This window comes from Listeria fleischmannii subsp. fleischmannii LU2006-1 (assembly GCF_000344175.1).
GTDB classification, from domain to species: Bacteria; Bacillota; Bacilli; order Lactobacillales; family Listeriaceae; genus Listeria; species Listeria fleischmannii.
In genome coordinates, this window is sequence record NZ_ALWW01000021.1 from 18,053 (window position 1) to 39,188 (window position 21,136).

A 21,136-nucleotide genomic window follows, 5' to 3' on the forward strand; every position below is an offset into this window, starting at 1 on the left:
CCTATATTTTTTTACCAATAAAAAAACTCTTCTCATCCTTATTTAAAAGGACGAAAAGAGTTTGGATTCGCGGTACCACCTTTTTACTCAAAATGAACATAGAATTTGAGCACTTCATTCAAATAACGATGACACTTCACCGGCTTTTCCTACTCAAATTTCAGAAAAGCAACTCCAAGGCTACCTTCAATTATCTCGTTTGAAAGTTTTCACCAACCACTTTCTCTCTATAAAAACGAAAAATAATTTACTCTTCCTTTTCAAAGCTTTTATCAATATGTAAGGTTAGTTTATCAAAATGCAACAAATTCGTCAATTAGCTTTTACCGCTTTAAAAGCTTTCTCCATCGCTTCTAATGTCAAATCAATTTCTTTTTCTGTATGTGAAGTAGAGATAAAGATGCCTTCAAATTGAGAAGGCGGTAAAAAGACACCTTGTGCTAACATTTCGCGATAATAAACGCGGAAAAAGTCTAAATCACTTGACTTAGCTTCTTCAAAATTTGTCACTTTTTTATCCGTGAAAAAGAACCCAAACATAGATCCCGCTTTATTTATTGATAAAGGAACATTATAAAGTGTAGCAAGGCCATTTAGTCCTTCTTCCATTCGTTTAATTAATCTGCGGAATTCATCATAGTGATGAGGGGTCAACTGATTAATGGTTTCATAGCCTGCTGTCATAGCCAAAGGGTTGCCAGATAAGGTTCCTGCTTGGTAAATAGGGCCAGCAGGAGCAACATGTTCCATAATTTCTTTCTTACCACCATAGGCGCCAACTGGTAAACCACCGCCAATAACCTTGCCTAAACAAGTTAAATCAGGTGTGACAACATAATAGCCTTGCGCGGAGTAATAATCCACTCGGAAGCCTGTCATCACTTCATCAAAAATAAGTAAGCTACCATATTGTGTTGTGAGCGAACGCAATCCTTCTAAAAAGCCTTCAATAGGTGGAACAACACCCATATTACCAGCAACAGGCTCAACAATAACAGCGGCAATCTCTTCTCCGTATTGTTTGAAAGCTAGGCGAGCACTTTCTAAGTCATTGTAAGGAACTGTTATTGTATCTTTTGCAAGACCGTTCGTTACACCTGGAGAATCTGGTAAGCCAAGTGTCGCCACACCAGATCCTGCTTTAATCAGTAACGAATCCCCATGTCCGTGATAACTTCCTTCAAATTTCAAGATTTTATCTCTATTTGTATAGCCTCTGGCAAGTCGAATCGCACTCATAGTTGCCTCTGTTCCAGAAGAGACCATACGTAACATATCAATGGATGGAACCCTGGAGATAACAAGTTTAGCTAGCTCATTTTCAATTTCTGTTGGTGTTCCGAAACTCGTTCCATTTTGGACAGCAGTAGAGAGTGCTTGAACCACTTTCGGATTTGCATGACCTAAAATAAGCGGCCCCCAAGACAACACATAATCAATATATTGATTTCCATCAACATCAGTTAAATACGCTCCTTTCCCATGATCCATGAAAACCGGAGAGGCATCAACTGATTTAAATGCTCGAACCGGACTGTTAACGCCCCCTGGCATTAGTTTTTGTGCTTCTGAAAAAGCTTTTTTTGATTTTGAAAAATCCAAAAGTATCCCCCCTCTAATTTTTGTTTAAATAATTCGCAACATCTTTCGCAAAGTAGCTAATAATTATATCGGCACCTGCTCGTTTCATACTCAGTAGCATTTCCATGACAATTTTTTCTTCATCAATCCAATTATTTTGACTGGCCGCTTTCACCATGGCATACTCTCCGCTAACATTGTAAGCAACAACAGGTAAGTTTGTCGTATTTCGAATATCTCTCACTATATCTAGGTAAGACATAGCTGGTTTTACAATGATAAAATCTGCGCCCTCACCCTCATCACTTTTTGCTTCTAAAAAAGCTTCTTTGCGGTTTGCAGGATCCATTTGATATGTTTTACGATCACCAAATTGAGGTGCCCCGTCTGCAGCCTCTCGAAAAGGTCCGTAAAAGGCGGAGGCATATTTAACCGCATAAGACATTATCGGAATTTCTTTAAAGTTAGCTTGATCTAATCCGTCTCTTATTGCTTGTACGAAACCATCCATCATATTAGATGGAGCAATAATATCTGCACCAGCCTCTGCTTGGCTGATTGCTGTTTTAACTAGAATTTCAAGTGATTCGTCATTTAAAATTCTCTCTTCTTCTACGATTCCACAGTGCCCGTGATCAGTAAATTCGCATAAACAGGTATCAGCAACAACGAGTAAATCAGGATATTCTTTTTTTATAAGTCTTGTAGCTTCTTGAATAATCCCGTGTGTATGAAATGCTCCTGTTCCTATTGCGTCTTTTTCGGAAGGAATTCCGAATAAAATCACAGCTTGTATACCACATGCTACAATCGAATCTAATTCCTTTTTAAGTGCGCTTAACGGAAATTGATAAACGCCTGGCATAGAAGAGACTTCTGTTACTGTGTCGCCTTCTTCTTTAATAAAAATAGGATAAATAAAATCATTCATCGTAATCGTATTTTCACGAACTAAGTCACGCATAGCTTGCGATGATCTTAGTCTGCGATGTCTTTCAAAATTCATTTTTCAAAAACTCCTTTATTAATAAATCAAGTAATGCGTTCATGGTATAGATTTCAGGCTGAAACGCAACATGATATCCGTCACGGCGAATGATGTCGCTAGTAACTGGACCAATCGAAACAATTTGATAATGACCATTAAACGCAGTTTCTTCACAAATTTTTTTAAAATTTTTCCAAGCAGAAGGGCTTGCGAATGTGATATAAAAGTAGCTTTCTTCAGCAAATATTTTTTTTAATGCTAAATGGGCATTTTGGGGCATTACAGTGTCATAAAGAAACAACCGCTTTATAAAAAAACCTTTTTGACTAAGTAAATCAGAAATAACGCTCCGCCCTTTCAGGCTTTGCGGGAAAAGAATGGACGTCTTTCCCTCCACATGTTCCAGCCATTCATAAATAAAAATATCAGTTTCAAATTTACTTGGCAAAAAATCGGCATGAAATCCTTTTTCTATCAAAGCTTCTTCTGTTTTTGTTCCAATTACGGCGATTTTGACTGTTGCGGGACAAGTTTTATACTGCCAAAAGAAATAATGAACTGCATTTTGACTAGTAAAAAATAGCCAATCATAGTCACTGAGTTTAATTTTTTCATCCACCTTAAGAGGCGTTGTTTCAATCAGTGGAATGGAAATGGTTGGAATAGACTCAGCTTCAAGTTTTTTCTGTGCCATTTCATTTTTTTCGGCCTCGCGTGTAAGTACTACTACCTTTCTCATAATGGTCGAAGTGCATCAATCCATTTTTTGGCACCTTTTTGCAAAAGAATTTTGGCCGCTTCTGCACCTACCTTTTCAGGATTAGATCCATTTGTTTGGGCTTCCAAGCGTATTTTGCCATCTTCACTTCCTACAAAACCTGTAAAAGAAAGGCCGTTACTTGATTGAGTGGCATAACCAGCAATCGGGATTTCGCATCCGCCGTTTAAATCTTTTAAAAAAGTACGTTCAGCTCGTACACAAAACGCCGTTTCATCATCATGAATTTCTTGTAGCATATTCCGAACTTCTATATCCTCCTCACGGCACTCAATGGCAAGAGCACCTTGACCTACAGCAGGTAAACATGTTTGTTCGTTTAGGCGTTGGCGTTTTAAATCTGGATTTTCTAACCATCCCATACGAGCTAGGCCAGCCTCAGCTAGCACAATGGCATCAAAATCATCTTCAACAAGTTTTTTTAGGCGTGTATCGATATTTCCACGAATGGATTTAATTTGAAAATCTTCACGGTAGCGTTTTAACATGGCTGCCCTTCGAAGACTACTCGTTCCAATGATGGCTCCTTGTGGTAAATCGTCTAAATGGTTTCTTTCCGCGAAGACAACACAATCAAAAGGAGACTCCCTTTTTGGAATGGCTCCAATAACTAATTTTTCCTCAAGAAGCGAAGGAACATCTTTCATGCTATGTACGGCAAAATCAATTTTTTTATCAACTAATGCCTGCTCTACTTCAGAGACAAATAATCCTTTACCACCAACTTTACTTAAAGTTACATCTAAAATTCGGTCCCCTTTTGTCACAATTTCATATACTTTAAATGTGACATCGGGGAATTTTACTTTTAGAGCGTCAATGACTTGATTGGTTTGAGTTAGAGCAAGCTTGCTTCTTCTTGAACCGACAATTATTTCGCGTTTCATAAGATTTCCCTCATTTCTTCTGTGTCTCTGGGCTGAATCGCTTCTTCTAAATTTAATCCGAAAATTTCTTTAAAAAGTTGAATTTTTAAAAGCGCATCCACATCCGTAGACATTTCTTTTATTTCGGAAATAGGTTGTTTTAAAAGTTGATTGATGACACTTTTCATATGTTTTCCGATTAAAACATATTCTCTCTCTGTTAGCCCAGGAAGCTTATTTTCTAAGCTTTTCATTGTATCACTCTGAATTTGAAGAGCGTTTTCTCTCAGTTCACGAATAACGGGGACAACTCCTAATTGTTTTTCCCACTCAAAAAAGGCCAGCGTTTCTTTTTCAATTTCAACTTCTAAAATCTTAACAATTTGCTGGCGCTCTTCGGTATTGGCCACAACAATCCCATCTAAATCATCTAAATCGTACAAGTATAGGTTAGGCAGTTGAGCGCATTTTGGATCAACATTTCTTGGCAAGGCAATATCAATCATTAAAAGAGGTTTTACCCGTTTGGCCATAACAGTTTCCATCATGCTCTCCGACACAATGAAGGAATCTGCCCCGGTTGAAACAATAACAATATCAGCTTTTTTAATTTCTTCGGGAATATCATGGATACTTGAAAAAGTCGCTTGAAACTGTTCTGCTAAAGCCTTTGCATTCGCTTCCGTGCGATTTATAATCGTTACATTTTGTACGCCGCTACCTGTTAAATTTTTGAGCGCTAGTTCACTCATTTTTCCTGCACCAAGGAGTAAAACAGATTGAGTAGCCAAATCCGTATAAATTGATTTCGCAATTTCAACAGCAGCATAACTGACAGAAACGGCATTTTCATTAATACGTGTCTCGTGATGCATTTTTTTAGCAAAGTGAATAACTTCTTTAAATAGATGGTTAAGTAATGTTCCAGTTGTATCAACAGTCTGAGCAGTTAGGAAGGCATGCTTCACCTGTCCTAAAATTTGGGTTTCACCTAAAACGAGTGAATCTAAACCTGCAGCTACCTCAAAAAGATGTTTTACTGCCTGTTTTTCTTCATAAAAAAAGAGATAATGATTGAGTGTGTCCATCTCTACTTGGAACCAATTTGCGAGAAAACGTTTCATATAATAACGCGCTGTATGTAACTGATCTACAACCGCGATAATTTCAGTACGATTGCATGTTGAAATAATCACATTTTCAAGGATGCTTTTTTCCTTATTTAATGCTTTTAGCGCTTGTTTTTCATCGGCTTCTTTAAAAGCTAGTTTTTCACGGATTTCAATCGGAGCCGTTTTATGGTTAAGCCCGACGGACAATATATACATCTACTAGTCCCCCTACAAAATGAGATATGTATATTTTATCACTTTCTTACATAGAAGTTCAATTAGCTCGTTTGTGAAAATTAAAATAATTATCATTTGATAGTGATTGCAAATAAAAAAGAGCCGAAATACATCAGCTTCAGCTCATTTTTTGCTTAATAAATTCCCATGCTTCTTCTTTACCCATTCCAGTTTCTGAAGAAAACATAACAAAATCATCTTCCTTGTCAAAATCGAGTGTTTCACGAACAATTTTAGCATGTTTTTGCCATTTACTACGTGGAATTTTATCAGCTTTTGTCGCCACAATGATAACAGGGATTTGATAATACTTTAGAAATTCATACATCATCACATCATCATTTGTTGGTTTATGTCTTAAATCAATAATTTGAATAACCGCCCGCAACTGTTCCCGTGAAGTAATATATGTTTCGATCATTTCGCCCCATTTTTCACGCTCTCTTTTCGATACTTTAGCGAAACCGTAACCTGGCACATCAACAAAGTACAATGTTTCTTCTATTTTATAAAAGTTGAGTGTTTGCGTTTTCCCTGGTTTTTGCGAAATTCGTGCCATGCTTTTTCTACGAATCATTTTATTGATGAACGATGATTTTCCAACATTCGAACGTCCTGCTAGCGCAAACTCGGGTAAGGAGTCTGCCGGATATTGTTCTTGCCAAACTGCGCTAATGACAAGTTCTACGTTATTTACATCCATAATTAAAGGCCCTCTCTTTTCTAATCTCGTTCTAGTATAACGGAAAAACGCCTTTCCTACAACAAGAATAGCAGGAAAAGCGTCTTCACTTAATATTTATTTACTTCTTGTGCAACAGTTTGAATAAATTCATCTAACTTGATTGTTTTAGAGTCTTTTGAACCATACTTACGGACGTTCACTTCTCCGCTTTCTGCTTCTTGATCACCGAGAACAAGCGCATATGGAATTTTTTGAGTTTGTGCTTCACGAATCTTATAGCCTAGTTTTTCATTACGGTCGTCTACTTCAACTCGGAAACCAGCACGTTGCAACTTATCTTGCACATCTTTTGCATAAGCGAGATGAGCATCCGCATTAACTGGAATAATCTCCATTTGAACAGGAGCAAGCCAAGTTGGAAAAGCGCCTTTATATTCTTCAATCAAATAAGCAACAAAACGTTCCATTGTGGAAACAACACCGCGGTGAATAACAACTGGGCGATGTTTTTCACCATCTTCGCCAATATAAGTTAAATCAAAGCGTTCAGGTAATAAGAAGTCAAGTTGTACAGTGGAAAGTGTTTCTTCTTTCCCAATCGCTGTTTTCACTTGGACATCAAGTTTAGGCCCATAAAATGCAGCTTCGCCCTCTGCTTCAAAGTAATCCATACCCATTTCATCCATAGCTTCTTTTAACATGCTTTGTGCTTTTTCCCACATTGCATCATCATCAAAATATTTCTCTGTATTTTCAGGATCACGATAACTTAAACGGAAATTAAAATCATTAATATTAAAGTCTTTATACACTTCTAAAATAAGCTCTAACACGCGTTTAAACTCATCTTTAATTTGATCAGGACGAACAAATACGTGAGCATCATTTAAAGTCATGCCGCGGACACGTTGTAAGCCCGAGAGTGCGCCACTCATTTCATAGCGATGCATTAGGCCAAGTTCCGCAATACGAATTGGTAATTCACGGTAACTGTGGATGTCATTTTTATAAATCATCATATGGTGTGGACAGTTCATTGGACGAAGCACAAGCTCTTCATTGTCCATTTTCATAGTTGGGAACATATCCTCGTGGTAATGATCCCAGTGACCACTTGTTTTATAAAGCTCCACATTGGCCATAACAGGTGTATACACGTGGTTATAACCTAGGCGCTCTTCTTTATCCACGATATAACGTTCAATAACGCGGCGAATTGTTGCCCCTTTTGGTAACCAGAGCGGTAAACCTTGACCAACCTCCGCAGAATTTGCAAATAAGTCAAGCTCTTTACCAAGTTTACGATGATCGCGTTCACGAGCTTCTTCCTGCATTTTTAAAAATTCCGCCAAGTCTTTTTTATCGAAAAAGGCAGTTCCGTAAATACGTTGAAGCATTTTATTATCACTATCGCCGCGCCAGTATGCCCCAGCAACACTTAAAAGCTTAAAGACTTGAATTTTACCAGTAGATGGTACGTGAATTCCACGACATAAATCGAAAAATTCGCCTTGTGTATAAATTGTGACATTCTCATCTTCTGGAATGGCATCAATTAATTCAATTTTATAAGGATCTCCGATGGCTTTGAAGCGTTTAATAGCTTCTTCACGAGAAACAACTTCACGAGAAATAGGTAAATTTTCGCGTATAATCGATTGCATTTCTTTTTCAATAGCCGGGAATGATTCTTCACTAATTACGTTATCTGTATCAATATCATAGTAGAAACCAGTTTCAATAGCTGGTCCTACTCCAAATTTGGCGTCTGGGTATAAACGTTTAACAGCTTGCGCTAAAAGGTGGGCCGAGCTATGGCGTAAAATCCCAAGCGCATCTGCATGGTCAGGTGTTACGATTTCAATGGCACCATCTTCTTCAATCGGAGTCACTAAGTCAACCAATGTGCCATTGATTTTTCCTGCTAAAGCTTTCTTTTTTAAACTTGGGCTAATGGATTCGGCGATGTCAGCAGTGGAGACGCCCTTATCAAATTCTTTTACTGCACCATCTGGAAATGAAATTTTCATGTGATCTACTCCTTTATTTAGATTACAAATAATGATAAAACTTGGACAACGACTAATTTAAGGCAATAAAAAAACTCGTCCCTATAAACAAGGGACGAGTTGTATACTCGTGGTTCCACCCAAGATTTGAAATAAGATAAAACTTATTTCCTCTTGTCGCCTTTAACGAGAACGATTCGTCTATCTTTACTAGCTACGCGTTCCAGATAGAAGTTCAAAGGTGGTCCAACTTAATTTACTGTTAGGAGGTTCTCAGCTACCCCTCCTTCTCTAAAACATGCCATTAAGCGGTTGTCCTTATCATTACTTGTGATTTATTATTACTCATTATACGCACAAAGATTTTTTTTTGCAAGCCTTTTTCTAAAAAAATTAAATTTCGACGATTGGTGCCGTTCAATTCGATTTCTTTAGACAAGAAACGGATGCGCTCCATAATACGTCGTGCTTTTAGCTGCTCCTCCGTCCCATTTTGTGAAAAAGTGAGATGATTTTCAAGCTGTGCCATATTATAATTTGATGAAAAGAATGTTGGTAATTGTTCCTGCATACGGAACTGTAAGATTGCTCCGAGAACCTCATCACGCGTCCAAGCCGTCATGGCTTCTGCGCCAATATCATCTAACATTAAGATTTCTGTTTCCTTCGCAAATTGAATTTTTTCGCCTACAGTGTTATCTGAAATCGATTGTTTAATTTCTCGCATAAATTCCGGTAAATAAACAAGAGTTGTCGACACGCCACGCAAAGCAAGTTCTCTCGCAATCGCACCAAGTAAATAAGATTTTCCAGTTCCAAAACTACCGTGAATGAACAAGCCTTTTACCATAGTTGCAGAAGATTCTTCATATACTTTTAAGAAGTTAAACGCTTCAATAAGGGCATATTGGCGAGCATCTTCATCTGTATAAAATTGGTCAAGAGAAGCTTCCACCACTTGTTTTGGCATATAAAGCGAACGAATGCGTCTTTCTACCGCACGACGCTTATCTTGCTCGATTTTTTCAGGCGTCGGATAGTAAGTAACCGTCATAAATTCACCGTTTAAGACAAGTTTTGGTGCATAACCAGGCATGAGCGTTTCCTTTTTTTCTTTAAAATTTTGGTCTTGCGTCATAAATTCATATAAATTGGAGATATTTTGATTTATCATTTGTTCAGAAATATCCGCTTTATTTTCCGTCAAAAATTGACGAATCGGTTCGTATGATAAAACTTTTTCTTTAACTTCCTGATATTCTTTTTCAAAGTCGCGCCCTTCAAACAACTGGCCTAGCGTGCGCTCGATTTTATCCACTTGTTTCACCTACCTTTTCAATTGCTCTTTAATTTGTCGAACCTGTTCATTAAGCGCATCTTTTTCTTTATTAGAAAGCTCGCTACTCGCTGGTTTCGTTTCTTCTTTATCGAACCAATCAGGCAGTACTTCTTTTCTGTTATTTTTAGAAAAAGAGTTATTTCGTTTTGCTTTAGGTTCCGGCTCTTCCCTAAGACGTTTATATTTTTCGTGCTCCGAAAAGGCTAAATCCATAGCTTCTTTCGCCGTTTTAATGTTCTTTCGCTTCCAATGAGCTGCAATCGTCATCATGTAATTTTTAGAAAGCTTTCTGTCAAGACGTAATAATACGTATTCAATGAGCACATTCATAACAGGCTCCGGCAAATTTTGATTCGCCATCACTTCCTCCACCACGCGAAGGTCGGTCTCAGCCGGTGTTGCCCCGTCAGAAATATCCACTAGAAGCTGAAACGGCGTGACGCGTTCTAAATAAAGTTGTAAGGCGGTTTCATCGTTTATTTCTTCCTTTGGTTCAGCGTTTTCTAAATCCTTATCGCGTTTCATTTCAAGCGTTGGAAGTGTCCGGTGCTCAATTTGATAACTATCACGAATAATTTTCCGAAGCATTTCAGTGTTAATGGAGCCATCCGAATTTAATGCACGATATAAATAATTTACCATCTCATTTTCCTTCACGCCGTAAATGCTATTCATGTTTAAAATCGTTTGTTCCACTTCGTGATTAATCGCTGATCGGCGGATTAAATTAGGTGATAAGGTTTGGTAGAATAACTGAAAATCAAAGTTTTTGGCGTCTAATTCGATTTTAGTGGCTTTTTTCCTTTCAAATAACTCTTCGTCTTGAGAGGATATATGTTCCACATCACTTAATCGAAAGGCTTCAAATACATCTTGGAAGGAACGCGTAATTTCAGAAAAGGAAGTATCACTAAATGAATCATCAGCAAAAAACTGACGCAGCCGGTGGTATTGTCTTGTACCAATTTTGCTATACAAATAAATATTTAATAAACCATCATTAAAAAATTGCGCAGGACTTAGTGGTGGCAAGACTTCATAAATATAGCGTCGTTCTTCATTTTCTGTCTGTAAATAGGTTTTTAAAAGTCCAAGACCTTCTAATTTTATTCGCGCCTGAAAAAAATCTTTTAAGCTTAAAGAAAGCAAGTTTAAAAGCTGTGTATGAGCATGTTCCGCACTCCACAAGCGATTTTCTTCAATCTCCGTTAAAAGCGTTTGGTAAACCGCAAGACAATCCGCCCCCATAAGTGGCTGATAAAGCATTGTCGCTACTTTTTGATCAAATTGTGTGACGATACCGTTCATTTTAACACGATAGGCATCAACAGGTCGTAGTTCCATCCAAAATTCACTCAACAGATTTCATCCTTTTTTATTTTTGTCCATCAATTCTTTTAATTCATCAACAAATACATTGATATCCTTAAACTGGCGGTAAACGGAAGCGAATCGTACATACGCCACTTCATCTAATTTGGCCAATTTATTCATGACTTTTTCGCCAATTAAATCACTCGGCACTTCACTATCCCCAATATTTCGAAGCTCCCGTTCCACTTCAGTTACTATCTCTTCTAGTTGTTCCATACTAACAGGACGTTTTTCACATGCACGTATTAAACCACGCATGACTTTTTCACGCGCAAATTCTTCCCGTGCCCCGTCTTTTTTTACTACTACAAGAGGACTTTCCTCCACTTTTTCAAAGGTTGTAAAACGAAAACCGCATTTCTCACATTCACGTCGCCTACGAATGGAGTTTCCATCATCTGCTGGTCTAGAGTCTACAACACGCGTACCATTATATTTGCACGTAGGACATTTCATTCATTCGTTCAACTCCTATTAGTGTCGTTCATTTTTTATTTATTATACCATGAGACTTTAGTTGCTGTAAAAACTCATTCACTTGCTCCCGAGTAGCCATAAGCGTACCGTCATTATGAATCACAAAATCCGCGTAATTTATTTTTTCCGAAATGGGCATTTGGCTCGCAATTCGCTTACCGGCAGCCTCTTCTGATAAGTGGTTTCGCGCCATTAAGCGCGCAAGCTGCGTCTTTTCTTCTGTCGCCACTACCACAATGACGTCCACTAAATCGGTTAACTGACTCTCAAAAAGGAGCGGAATATCAAACACAACAAATGGTTCTCCTTTTTCAAACAAAAGACGCCTTTTAGAAAGCATATCTTCGCGCACAAGTGGGTGGACAATCGCATTTAATTGCGTTCGTTTTTCTTTGCTATTAAAAATGAGATCGCCTAGTTTCGCACGGTCAAGTGTACCATCAGCTTGAAGGACTGATTCACCAAAAGTTGTTATAATTTGGCTTAACCCCATTGACCCAGGTAGAACTACTTCACGTGCAGAAATGTCAGCATCTACAACCGGAAGACCAGCTTCCATAAACATTTTACTTACCGTTGATTTTCCCGTTGCAATACTTCCCGTTAGACCAATCGTCATCCCCATTTTGTTCACCTACTTTTGGCATTTCGGACAATAATGCGTTCCGCGTCCGTTTAGTTTCATTTTTTCAATTTCGGTCCCGCAAATAGGACAAGGCTCACCGTTATGACCATATACCACAAGCTTTTCTTGGTATTGTCCCAGTTTACCTTCTGAATTGACGTAAGTTCGAATGGTTGAACCGCCTAATTTAACAGCTTCAGTCATAATCGATTTAGTCGCCTCATAAATTCGAGTGATTTCAGCATTCGTCAAGGTGTTAGCCGACCGATTCGGCATTACTTTTGCCCTAAAACAAATTTCATCCGCATAAATATTTCCAACACCAGCAACCAGTTTTTGATCTAATAACACCGTTTTAATCGCGCGGGTGGTTTTCTTTAAAAGAGTTGCAAACGGGGCTTTTAAGAAAAGTTCAGAAAGTGGCTCAGGACCTAATTTTTGAATGGAACGCGTCTTATCTTCCCCGTGTTTTTCAATCAGTTCAAGTGTACCAAACTTACGAACATCTAAAAAGCGCAGTTCTGTTTGATCAGTAAAATGAAAAATGATATGCGTATGTTTAGAAACTTCGTCGGCATCATTATGCAAACGAAATTTCCCTTCCATTCGTAAATGGGCCAAGATAGAGCAATTTGTTAAATCAAAAATCAGGAATTTCCCTCGACGTCTGACGGCTTCAAATTTCTCCCCAATAAGCAAATGAACAAATTCATCTACTTCTGTCCCAACAATCATTTTCGGCACAGAAACAACCACTTGATCAATTTCTTTTTGTATCACAAGGTCCGAAAGTGTACGTCGGACGTTTTCAACTTCTGGCAATTCAGGCATCTAAATCTCCTTATTTCGCATCATACCATGTATTTCCAAACGCAGTATCCACTTTAAGCGGAACATCTAGTTCTGCTGCATTTTCCATCACATCCGGAACGATTTTCTCCAAACGCTCAATTTCATGTTCCGGAGCTTCAAAAATGAGTTCATCATGCACTTGGAGCAGTAAGCGCGCTTCTAATTTTTCTTTTTCTAAACGTTCTTGCATTAAAATCATTGCTTTTTTTATAATATCCGCCGCACTTCCTTGAATTGGCGTATTCATCGCAGTCCGCTCAGCAAAGCTACGGACATTGAAGTTACGACTTGTAATTTCCGGGATATAACGTCTTCGGTGTAGAATCGTTTCCACATAGCCCTTTTCTTTCGCAAAACGAACAATCGAATGCATATATTCTTGCACTTCTGGATAACTCTCGAAGTAACGATCAATAAAATCTTTTGCTTCTTTCCGCGTTATTCCTAAGTTTTGAGATAAACCATAATCACTAATGCCATACACAATACCAAAGTTTACCGCTTTCGCCTGTCTACGCATAAGCGAATCCACTTCACCCTCACTTACATGAAAAACATCCATCGCGGTTTTCGTATGAATATCATAATCATGTTGAAACGCATAAATAAGATTCTCATCATGCGAAATATGTGCTAAAACACGTAATTCCACCTGCGAATAATCGGCTGAAAATATTTTCCACCCTTCCTCACTTGGCACAAACGCCTGGCGAATTTTCCGCCCTTCCTCTAGCCTAATCGGAATATTTTGCAGATTCGGATCCACTGAACTTAAACGACCTGTTTGGGCTAAAGTCTGGTTAAAACGTGTGTGCACTTTATGGGTTTCTTTATCGGTCACTTTTAGAAGCCCCTCAATATAGGTGGACTGAATTTTCCCAAGTTGGCGGTACACTAAAATTTCATTAATAATGTCATGTTGCCCTGATAAAGCTTCTAACACATCGGCAGCAGTCGAATAACCCGTTTTTGTTTTCTTAATGACAGGTAAATTTAGCTTTTCAAATAAAACCACTCCAAGCTGCTTCGGTGAATTAATATTAAATTCATAACCAGCAAGCGCGTGAATCGATTTTTCAAGCGTCGCAATTCGTTCAGCAAGCTCACTTTTCATTTCAAGCAAGCGATTCGTATCCACACGAACACCTTGCATCTCCATATCCGCCAGTACAATCGAAAGTGGCAATTCAAGCTCATTCATAAGTTCCAATTGTTCATTACTTTCGAGCTCTCGCGTTAACGGGTTTTCAAGTTCAAAAGTCGCAACGGCTTTATATGCCAAGTGTTTTGCCACCACGTCTTCATCTGGAATAGAGCGTTTAGCGCCCTTCCCATAAACCGCCTCATCCGTTTGAACACGAGTGTAGTCATGACGCGTTACAACACTCGCAAAATCATCAATAGTTTCAGATGGATTAAGTAAATAAGAGGCTAACATAATATCAAAAGTAAGCCCTTCTGATAGGATGCCTAGGCGACTTGCGGCAACTTTTGTTTTTTTGGCATCATAAACAATTTTTTTTATATTTTTCATCAGAAAGCCAGTTTTTAAAGGTTTCACTTGATTTTGCGGTCTCTTCGTTAAAGAAAAATGTTCCTTTCGAAGAATGAACTGCAAAACCAACAAATCCAGCTGTATGATAGTTTTCATTTTCTAATTCGATATAAATCGCCGTTTTATCAGCATAATGGTCCTCTGTAAAGGATGTAATCGTCTCAATTTCAACTTCTTCAAGTTCCACTTGGACATTTTCTTCTGTATCCAAGTTTTTTAATATCGATTTAAAATCCATTTCTTTCAAAAATGGAACTACTTTTTCCGTTTGAAAGCCCGCATATTTTGTATCCGCGAGCGAAGTTTCAATTGGGGAATCAGTATTAATGGTAGCTAGTTCCTTACTTAAAATCGCCATTTCCTTGTTATCTATGACTTTTTCTTTTAATTTTTTACCCGAAATTTCATCCGCATGGTCTAAAACGCTTTCGACTGTACCACCATATTCATGAAGTAATTTTAAAGCCGTTTTTTCACCCACACCTGGAATTCCTGGAATATTATCCGAAGAATCCCCCATTAAGCCCTTCATATCAACAATTTGTGCTGGCGTAAGGCCATATTTTTCTTGTAACGTATCCGGTGTATTTTTTTCCATCTCCGTAATGCCTTTTTTCGTAATATAAACCGTAATTTTATCGCTTGCTAGTTGCGTTAAATCTCGGTCACCAGTAATAATAATGGTTTCCATATCTTCACGTTCCGCTTTTTTCGCAAGCGTCCCAATAATATCATCTGCTTCATAATTTGAAAGTTCATATTGCGGAATGTCATACACATTTAAAAGCTCGCGAATAAATGGAAACTGCTCCGAAAGTTCACTAGGCGTTTTTTGTCGCCCGCCTTTATATTCCGTAAATGTTTTATGGCGAAAAGTTGTTTTTCCTGCATCAAATGCAACCAATAAATGATCAGGTTTTTCATTTTCAATCACATTGTTTATCATCATGGCAAAACCATAAATAGCGTTTGTAAAAATACCCTTCTCATTTGTCAGTAAAGGGAGCGCATAAAAAGCGCGATATGCAATACTATTCCCGTCGATTAATACTAATTTACTCACAGGAAAACCTCCTCGTTTTCAAGTTCTCACTTATGCCTATTTTACCATAAATGGGGGCTAAAAGAAAAAGCTGGAGAACTTCCCCAGCTTTTCCGAATGTTTTTCTATCGAATTTAAATTACAACCCAGTAAAACTTAACTTTTTTACATATTCTTAATCAATTCATCCGCAAATTCCGAACATTTAACTTCAGTAGCCCCGTCCATTAAACGAGCGAAGTCATATGTCACCGTTTTGCTTGCAATGGTTTTCTCCATAGCTTCTGTCACTTTTTTAGCAGCCTCTCCAAAGCCTATATGATCTAAAAGAAGTGTAACCCGATAAAATGACAGAAGAAGGATTTACTTTATCTAAATTCGCATATTTAGGAGCTGTTCCGTGTGTAGCTTCAAAGATGGCATGCCCTGTATCATAATTAATATTGGCTCCAGGAGCAATCCCAATTCCGCCAACTTGTGCAGCAAGCGCATCGGAAATGTAGTCTCCATTCAAATTCATGGTAGCCACAACATCAAACTCCGCAGGACGCGTTAAAATTTGTTGTAAGAAAATATCCGCAATCGAATCTTTGATAAGAATTTTTCCGGCTTCAAGTGCTTCTTTTTGTACTTTATCAGCTTCAGAAGCACCGTGTTCTTCTTTAATACGATCATATTGATTCCATGTGAATACTTGATCTTTAAACTCACGCTCAGCTAGCTCATATCCCCAAGTTTTAAAGGCACCCTCAGTAAATTTCATAATATTTCCTTTATGAACAAGCGTTACAGACTTCCGTTTTTCGCTAATCGCATATTGAATCGCCGCCCGTACTAAGCGTTCTGTTCCCTCTTTAGAAATGGGTTTTACACCAATACCAGATGTCTCAGGAAAACGAATTTTATTCACGCCAAATTCCGTTTTTAAAAAAAGAAATAAGTTTTTCCGCTTCTTGACTACCTTCTTTAAATTCAATACCAGCATAAATATCTTCTGTATTTTCACGAAAAATAACCATATCCGTATCTTCCGGGCGTTTTACTGGCGAAGGCACACCATTAAAGTAGCGAACTGGACGGAGGCAAACATATAAATCAAGTTCTTGACGAAGTGCCACGTTTAGTGAGCGAATCCCGCCACCAATCGGCGTTGTAAGAGGCCCTTTAATGGCGATAGTATATTCACGAATTGTTTCAAGTGTTTCTTTTGGTAGCCACTCACCAGTTTGATTGTAGGCTTTTTCACCGGCGAGGACTTCCAGCCATTCGATTTTACGACTGCCTCCGTAAGCTTTTTCAACAGCAGCATCTAAAACGCGTTTTGATGCACGCCAAATATCTGGTCCTGTACCGTCTCCTTCGATAAACGGGATAATAGGTTCATTTGGTGTATGTAGCACACCGTTTTCTACTGTAATTTTTTCAGCCATAGATGTTTCCTCCTTAAATTCTTTTTTCAATAGGTTGATATTCACGTGATTCCGGTCCTACGTAGATAGCGCGTGGACGAATGAGACGATTATCACGGTATTGTTCAAAAATGTGCGCAAGCCATCCTGAAACACGACTAACGGAAAAGACAAGTGTAAATAAATCAACGTCAATGCCTAAAGCATGGTAGACAGATGCTGAATAAAAATCAACATTCGGACGTAAATGTTTTAAATCCCAAACAGCTTCTTCTACTTGGCAAGATAAGGTATACCATTTTTCTTCATCTTTTTCTTTTGTTAAACGTTCAGACATTTCTTTTAAATGCTTCGCCCGTGGATCGCCGCCACGGTAAACTCGGTGGCCAAAGCCATAATTTTTTGTTTTTGATCAATTTTATATTGGATATAGTCCCGTACATTACTCGAAGCATCATCAATTTCAACAAGCATATCAAAAACGCGTTCATTTGCTCCGCCGTGAAGTGGCCCTTTTAAAGCTCCAATTGCCGCTGTAACACCAGAATATACATCTGAAAGAGTGGCGACACAGACTCGTGCTGTAAAGGTAGAGGCATTAAACTCGTGGTCAGCATGTAAAACAAGCGCTTTATTCATAGCTTCAACCGAAAGTGGATCGGCTTCTTCTCCTGTTATCATATAAAGAAAATTGGCCGCAACACTGAGACCTTGTTTTGGGGGAATTGGATCTAGTCCACGTCTGATTCTAGAAAAGGCCGCCACAATCGTCGGCATTTTCGCTTGAAGACGAAGGCCTTTTTTTATAAATTGATTCCCCGTCATCTAGTTCTGACTCTGTATCAAACACGCCTAACATGGAGACGGTTGTTCTAAGTACACTCATCGGATGCAACTTTTGATGGTTTTGCATACGCAAGCTCGTAATAATCGTTTCAGAAACAGCCATATGTTCGCTGATTTCATCTTTAAATTTAATAAGCTCTTGTTTATTCGGTAACCTTAGATGCCAAAGCAAATACACAACCTCTTCAAAACTAACATTATTCGTCACTAAATCATCAATGGAATAACCCACATATTTTAATGTATCGTCAATGATAGAACTGATGGATGTTTCCGCTACATAAACATTTTCTAACCCCTTTGAAACCGTCATAATACTCCTCCTTCATGCTCGTATAAGCACGTTACAAAGTTATTTTGTAAAAAAAGTCACGAGCTGCATAGCCATATACGCTATACCTGCTGCGATAACCGGACCGGCCGCAATACCTCGAAACAAAACTACAGCTAAAATCGTCCCAAAAACGAGTGAAACCGTAATTTGCGGGTCAGCCGCCATATAACTAACCCCTTTTCTGGATAAAATGGAAACTAAGATACCCGCCGAAAGACCAATCCAACCAGCTGGGGACTTAAACGATTCAATCAAGTCTTTAAAGCCAATTTGTCCCGTGGCAATCGGAATCAAGATGGCAATCGTTATAATCGTAACCCCCCAATTGATCCCCTTCGCCTGAACAATTTCCATTAATTTCGTATTCCCAGCAAAAAGCTTTAGTAAAATGACAACGGCAACCCCAATAATGAGTGAATTATTTTTTGCGATAATCCCAAGTAATAAAAATAGAAGTAAAAATAACATACTCTCTGTAAACATGTTTGACACCCTTTGCCTCTCCCTGCAAATCATGCAAGATAGAAAATATTATAGCATAAAATGTGTAAATAGCATAAAATAAACCTATCTTATTTCAAAAATAGTATAAGAAAATGCTATTAAACTTTTTTTCAAAAGAAGCGAGCTCATTTAGCCCGCCTCCTTACATATCAAAATAGTAATCTGTTTTATGTGTTTTATTTGCCAACCATTTCGTAAGTCTTGGTTTTAAAAGGTTGCGTATGAACGGCACAAAAAGAAGTAAGCCAACAAGTGTCGTCAAAACGCCAGGTATGGTGAGTAACAAAGCTGAAATAAAAAAGCAGATTGTATCTAATAAATAAGGGGCTACTGTGCGGCCATCTCTAATATTCCGAAAAATATTACGCCCTACCTTTTTAAACATATACACACCAAGCGCTGTAGAGGCAATTTGAATTAGCAGGAGTGGCCAAAAGCCCACTACCTTAAACAGCCATATATAAATGAGCAACTCCACAAAACCATAAAGTATCCAGTAAATAAATAAATTTTTCAAATCATCAACTCCAACTTAAACTGCCTTGCTACTATTATAACGCATTTTACTGTGATTCAAAAACGTAAAGCAAAAAAGGGGTTAGGACAAATTTGTCCTAACCCCTTTTACGAATTTAATTTTAATGTGTAGCTGTTTTACCGTTATACACATTTCCTTGACGTGCATCCACTGTAATGGTTTCGCCATCATTGATTAAGCTTGTTGCGTCTTTAGCACCAACGACAACTGGAATTCCTAAGTTAATACCAACAACAGCAGCATGGCTAGTTAATCCGCCTTCTTCAACGATAACCGCAGCACTCTTTTCAAATGCAGACATCATGTCTTTATCTGTTGTTTTTACAACCAAGATTCCACCTTCTTCAGCTTTAGCTAAAGCTTCTTCATTGGTTTTCGCTACAATCGCTTTTCCACTTACAGAATTTCTTCCGATTCCGTGGCCTTTTACAACTTTTTCACCGATTAATTGGATCTTCATTAAGTTTGTTGTACCACTTTCCGTTACAGGTACACCAGCTGTAATGATAATCAAATCACCTTGTTGCGCTAGACCAGAAGCAACGGATTCTTTAACTGCTAAATCAAACATATCATCTGTATTTTTAACGGGTTCAGCTAAGCGTGCATAAACACCCCAAGAAAGAGCAAGTGCACGACAAACATGTTCATTAAAAGTAACGGCTAAAATGTGAGATTTAGGACGATATTTCGAAATCATACGCGCTGTATGACCACTTTGCGTTGCAGCCACGATAGTTTGTACATCTAAATTACGTGCAGTATGGCCAACAGCTTGTCCAATCGCTTCTGTCATGTCTGTATTCGCATGCATTTTAAGCGCAAATTTATCTTGTGCAACAAGAGCTTCCTCTGTACGAAGCGCAATTTTCGCCATCATTTGTACAGCTTCAACGGGATAATCCCCAGCTGCTGTTTCACCTGAAAGCATGATAGCATCTGTGCCATCAAAGATTGCATTCGCTACGTCAGATGCTTCTGCACGTGTTGGGCGCGGATTACGTTGCATAGAATCAAGCATTTGTGTAGCTGTTACAACTGGTTTACCTAATTTATTACATTTACGGATTAATTCTTTTTGTACAATTGGCACTTCCTCAGCCGGAATTTCAACACCAAGGTCACCACGTGCAACCATTAAACCTTGAGAAACTTGAAGGATTTCGTCGATATTGTCGACACCTTCTTGGTTTTCAATTTTAGGAATGATTTGAACATGTGTTGCGTTATTTTCTTCTAAAATTTTAGTGATTTCTAAAACGTCAGAAGCACGACGAACGAAAGAAGCGGCGATAAAATCAATACCTTGCTCTAAACCGAAACGGATGTCGTTCGCATCTTTTTCTGTAATACCAGGCAGGTTGATGGAAACGTTAGGAACGTTAACCCCTTTTTTATTTTTTAAAACTCCTGGGTTTAAAACTTTAGTAACTAATTCGCGGTTACTAGCGTCTTTTTCTGTTACTTCTAAGCCAATTAAGCCGTCATCTAAAAGGATGCTTGAACCGATTTCCACATCATCAAAAAGTTCACCATAAGTGACAGAGAATTTTTCTTTTGTACCTTCTACAGGTGTCATAGAAATGCGTACAACATCTCCAGTTGTAAATTCTACTTTTCCTCCGACCATGTCATTTGTACGGATTTCAGGACCTTTTGTATCAAGTAATAAAGCAACTGGTTTGCCAGTTTGTTTCGCTGCTTGACGAATGTTTTCAATACGTGCTCCGTGCTCTTCGTAGTCACCGTGTGAGAAATTCAAACGTGCGACGTTCATTCCAGACTCGATTAATTTTACTAGTGTTTCTACTGATTCACTAGCAGGTCCAATCGTACAAACAATTTTCGTTTTTTTCATTTTCCTATTCCTCCTAGAAACTGCCATTCATACTTTTCATTATAAACACATCTCACTCATTTTACCAGTAACAGCCATAGGACACAAGTTGTTTGTGAATTTTTGTGCAAGTTGTTAATTTCCCTAA

The 21,136-nt window shown here is 38.3% G+C and carries 14 protein-coding genes, 4 pseudogenes and 2 other annotated features; all 18 genes and pseudogenes read right to left on the minus strand.

Annotated elements, in window-relative coordinates; all coding sequences use genetic code 11:
- Nucleotides 1-43: 43 nt before the first annotated feature.
- Nucleotides 44-273 (minus strand) — a binding site (T-box leader).
- Between the two features lie 39 nt (nt 274-312).
- Nucleotides 313-1,602, minus strand: a complete 1,290-nt coding sequence (hemL, locus tag LFLEISCH_RS07675) for a glutamate-1-semialdehyde 2,1-aminomutase (protein WP_007475148.1) — start codon at nt 1,600-1,602, stop codon at nt 313-315.
- A 13-nt stretch (nt 1,603-1,615) separates the two neighbouring features.
- Nucleotides 1,616-2,587: a porphobilinogen synthase gene (gene hemB / locus LFLEISCH_RS07680; protein WP_007475151.1), complete on the minus strand. Its 972-nt coding sequence runs from the start codon at nt 2,585-2,587 to the stop codon at nt 1,616-1,618.
- Nucleotides 2,577-3,263 (minus strand): uroporphyrinogen-III synthase, encoded by a 687-nt coding sequence (locus tag LFLEISCH_RS07685; protein ID WP_223196422.1) that lies wholly within the window; start codon nt 3,261-3,263, stop codon nt 2,577-2,579. Before LFLEISCH_RS07685 ends, hemB begins: the two co-directional genes overlap by 11 nt.
- A gap of 41 nt (nt 3,264-3,304) precedes the next feature.
- Nucleotides 3,305-4,234, minus strand: coding sequence for a hydroxymethylbilane synthase (hemC, locus tag LFLEISCH_RS07690; protein ID WP_007475155.1), 930 nt, complete (start codon nt 4,232-4,234; stop codon nt 3,305-3,307).
- On the minus strand, nt 4,231-5,541 hold the full coding sequence (gene hemA, locus LFLEISCH_RS07695; RefSeq protein ID WP_007475157.1) for a glutamyl-tRNA reductase: 1,311 nt from the start codon (nt 5,539-5,541) through the stop codon (nt 4,231-4,233). Before hemA ends, hemC begins: the two co-directional genes overlap by 4 nt.
- Before the next feature lie 139 nt (nt 5,542-5,680).
- Nucleotides 5,681-6,265 (minus strand): ribosome biogenesis GTP-binding protein YihA/YsxC, encoded by a 585-nt coding sequence (yihA, locus tag LFLEISCH_RS07700; RefSeq protein WP_007475162.1) that lies wholly within the window; start codon nt 6,263-6,265, stop codon nt 5,681-5,683.
- 89 nt (nt 6,266-6,354) lie between these two features.
- Complete coding sequence (thrS, locus tag LFLEISCH_RS07705) at nt 6,355-8,277, minus strand: threonine--tRNA ligase (RefSeq protein ID WP_007475164.1); 1,923 nt, start codon at nt 8,275-8,277, stop codon at nt 6,355-6,357.
- Nucleotides 8,278-8,364: 87 nt separating this feature from the next.
- Nucleotides 8,365-8,590: a binding site (T-box leader), on the minus strand.
- A 66-nt stretch (nt 8,591-8,656) separates the two neighbouring features.
- Nucleotides 8,657-9,574, minus strand: a pseudogene (gene dnaI, locus LFLEISCH_RS07710) (primosomal protein DnaI); the annotation flags it as partial.
- 9 nt (nt 9,575-9,583) lie between these two features.
- A complete protein-coding gene (locus tag LFLEISCH_RS07715; protein ID WP_007475166.1) occupies nt 9,584-10,954 on the minus strand; it encodes a replication initiation and membrane attachment family protein in 1,371 nt (456 codons plus the stop codon).
- A gap of 6 nt (nt 10,955-10,960) precedes the next feature.
- Entirely contained in the window at nt 10,961-11,425 is a 465-nt protein-coding gene (gene nrdR / locus LFLEISCH_RS07720; protein WP_007475167.1) for a transcriptional regulator NrdR, read from the minus strand.
- Nucleotides 11,426-11,453: 28 nt separating this feature from the next.
- Nucleotides 11,454-12,071, minus strand: a complete 618-nt coding sequence (coaE, locus tag LFLEISCH_RS07725) for a dephospho-CoA kinase (RefSeq protein ID WP_007475168.1) — start codon at nt 12,069-12,071, stop codon at nt 11,454-11,456.
- Nucleotides 12,072-12,080: 9 nt separating this feature from the next.
- Nucleotides 12,081-12,902, minus strand: coding sequence for a DNA-formamidopyrimidine glycosylase (gene mutM / locus LFLEISCH_RS07730; RefSeq protein WP_007475173.1), 822 nt, complete (start codon nt 12,900-12,902; stop codon nt 12,081-12,083).
- Between the two features lie 10 nt (nt 12,903-12,912).
- Nucleotides 12,913-15,541: pseudogene (polA, locus tag LFLEISCH_RS07735) on the minus strand (DNA polymerase I).
- 144 nt (nt 15,542-15,685) lie between these two features.
- Nucleotides 15,686-16,950: pseudogene (gene icd, locus LFLEISCH_RS07740) on the minus strand (NADP-dependent isocitrate dehydrogenase).
- A gap of 13 nt (nt 16,951-16,963) precedes the next feature.
- Nucleotides 16,964-18,088: pseudogene (citZ, locus tag LFLEISCH_RS07745) on the minus strand (citrate synthase).
- A gap of 39 nt (nt 18,089-18,127) precedes the next feature.
- Nucleotides 18,128-18,592: a DUF441 domain-containing protein gene (locus tag LFLEISCH_RS07750; RefSeq protein ID WP_007475184.1), complete on the minus strand. Its 465-nt coding sequence runs from the start codon at nt 18,590-18,592 to the stop codon at nt 18,128-18,130.
- Between the two features lie 163 nt (nt 18,593-18,755).
- Nucleotides 18,756-19,130, minus strand: coding sequence for an FxsA family protein (locus tag LFLEISCH_RS07755; protein ID WP_007475185.1), 375 nt, complete (start codon nt 19,128-19,130; stop codon nt 18,756-18,758).
- Nucleotides 19,131-19,251: 121 nt separating this feature from the next.
- Nucleotides 19,252-21,009 carry a pyruvate kinase gene (gene pyk / locus LFLEISCH_RS07760; protein WP_007475186.1) on the minus strand — a complete coding sequence of 586 codons (1,758 nt, stop codon included), beginning with the start codon at nt 21,007-21,009 and terminating at the stop codon, nt 19,252-19,254.
- Nucleotides 21,010-21,136 lie beyond the last annotated feature (127 nt).

Coding starts and splice junctions, on each gene's coding strand:
- thrS (WP_007475164.1), bottom strand. CDS start 8,277: ATGAAAATTTCATTTCCAGATGGTGCAGTAAAAGAATTTGATAAGGGC.
- hemC (WP_007475155.1), bottom strand. CDS start 4,234: ATGAAACGCGAAATAATTGTCGGTTCAAGAAGAAGCAAGCTTGCTCTA.
- mutM (WP_007475173.1), bottom strand. CDS start 12,902: ATGCCTGAATTGCCAGAAGTTGAAAACGTCCGACGTACACTTTCGGAC.
- LFLEISCH_RS07685 (WP_223196422.1), bottom strand. CDS start 3,263: ATGGCACAGAAAAAACTTGAAGCTGAGTCTATTCCAACCATTTCCATT.
- LFLEISCH_RS07750 (WP_007475184.1), bottom strand. CDS start 18,592: ATGTTTACAGAGAGTATGTTATTTTTACTTCTATTTTTATTACTTGGG.
- hemB (WP_007475151.1), bottom strand. CDS start 2,587: ATGAATTTTGAAAGACATCGCAGACTAAGATCATCGCAAGCTATGCGT.
- hemA (WP_007475157.1), bottom strand. CDS start 5,541: ATGTATATATTGTCCGTCGGGCTTAACCATAAAACGGCTCCGATTGAA.
- coaE (WP_007475168.1), bottom strand. CDS start 12,071: ATGGGGATGACGATTGGTCTAACGGGAAGTATTGCAACGGGAAAATCA.
- yihA (WP_007475162.1), bottom strand. CDS start 6,265: ATGGATGTAAATAACGTAGAACTTGTCATTAGCGCAGTTTGGCAAGAA.
- nrdR (WP_007475167.1), bottom strand. CDS start 11,425: ATGAAATGTCCTACGTGCAAATATAATGGTACGCGTGTTGTAGACTCT.
- pyk (WP_007475186.1), bottom strand. CDS start 21,009: ATGAAAAAAACGAAAATTGTTTGTACGATTGGACCTGCTAGTGAATCA.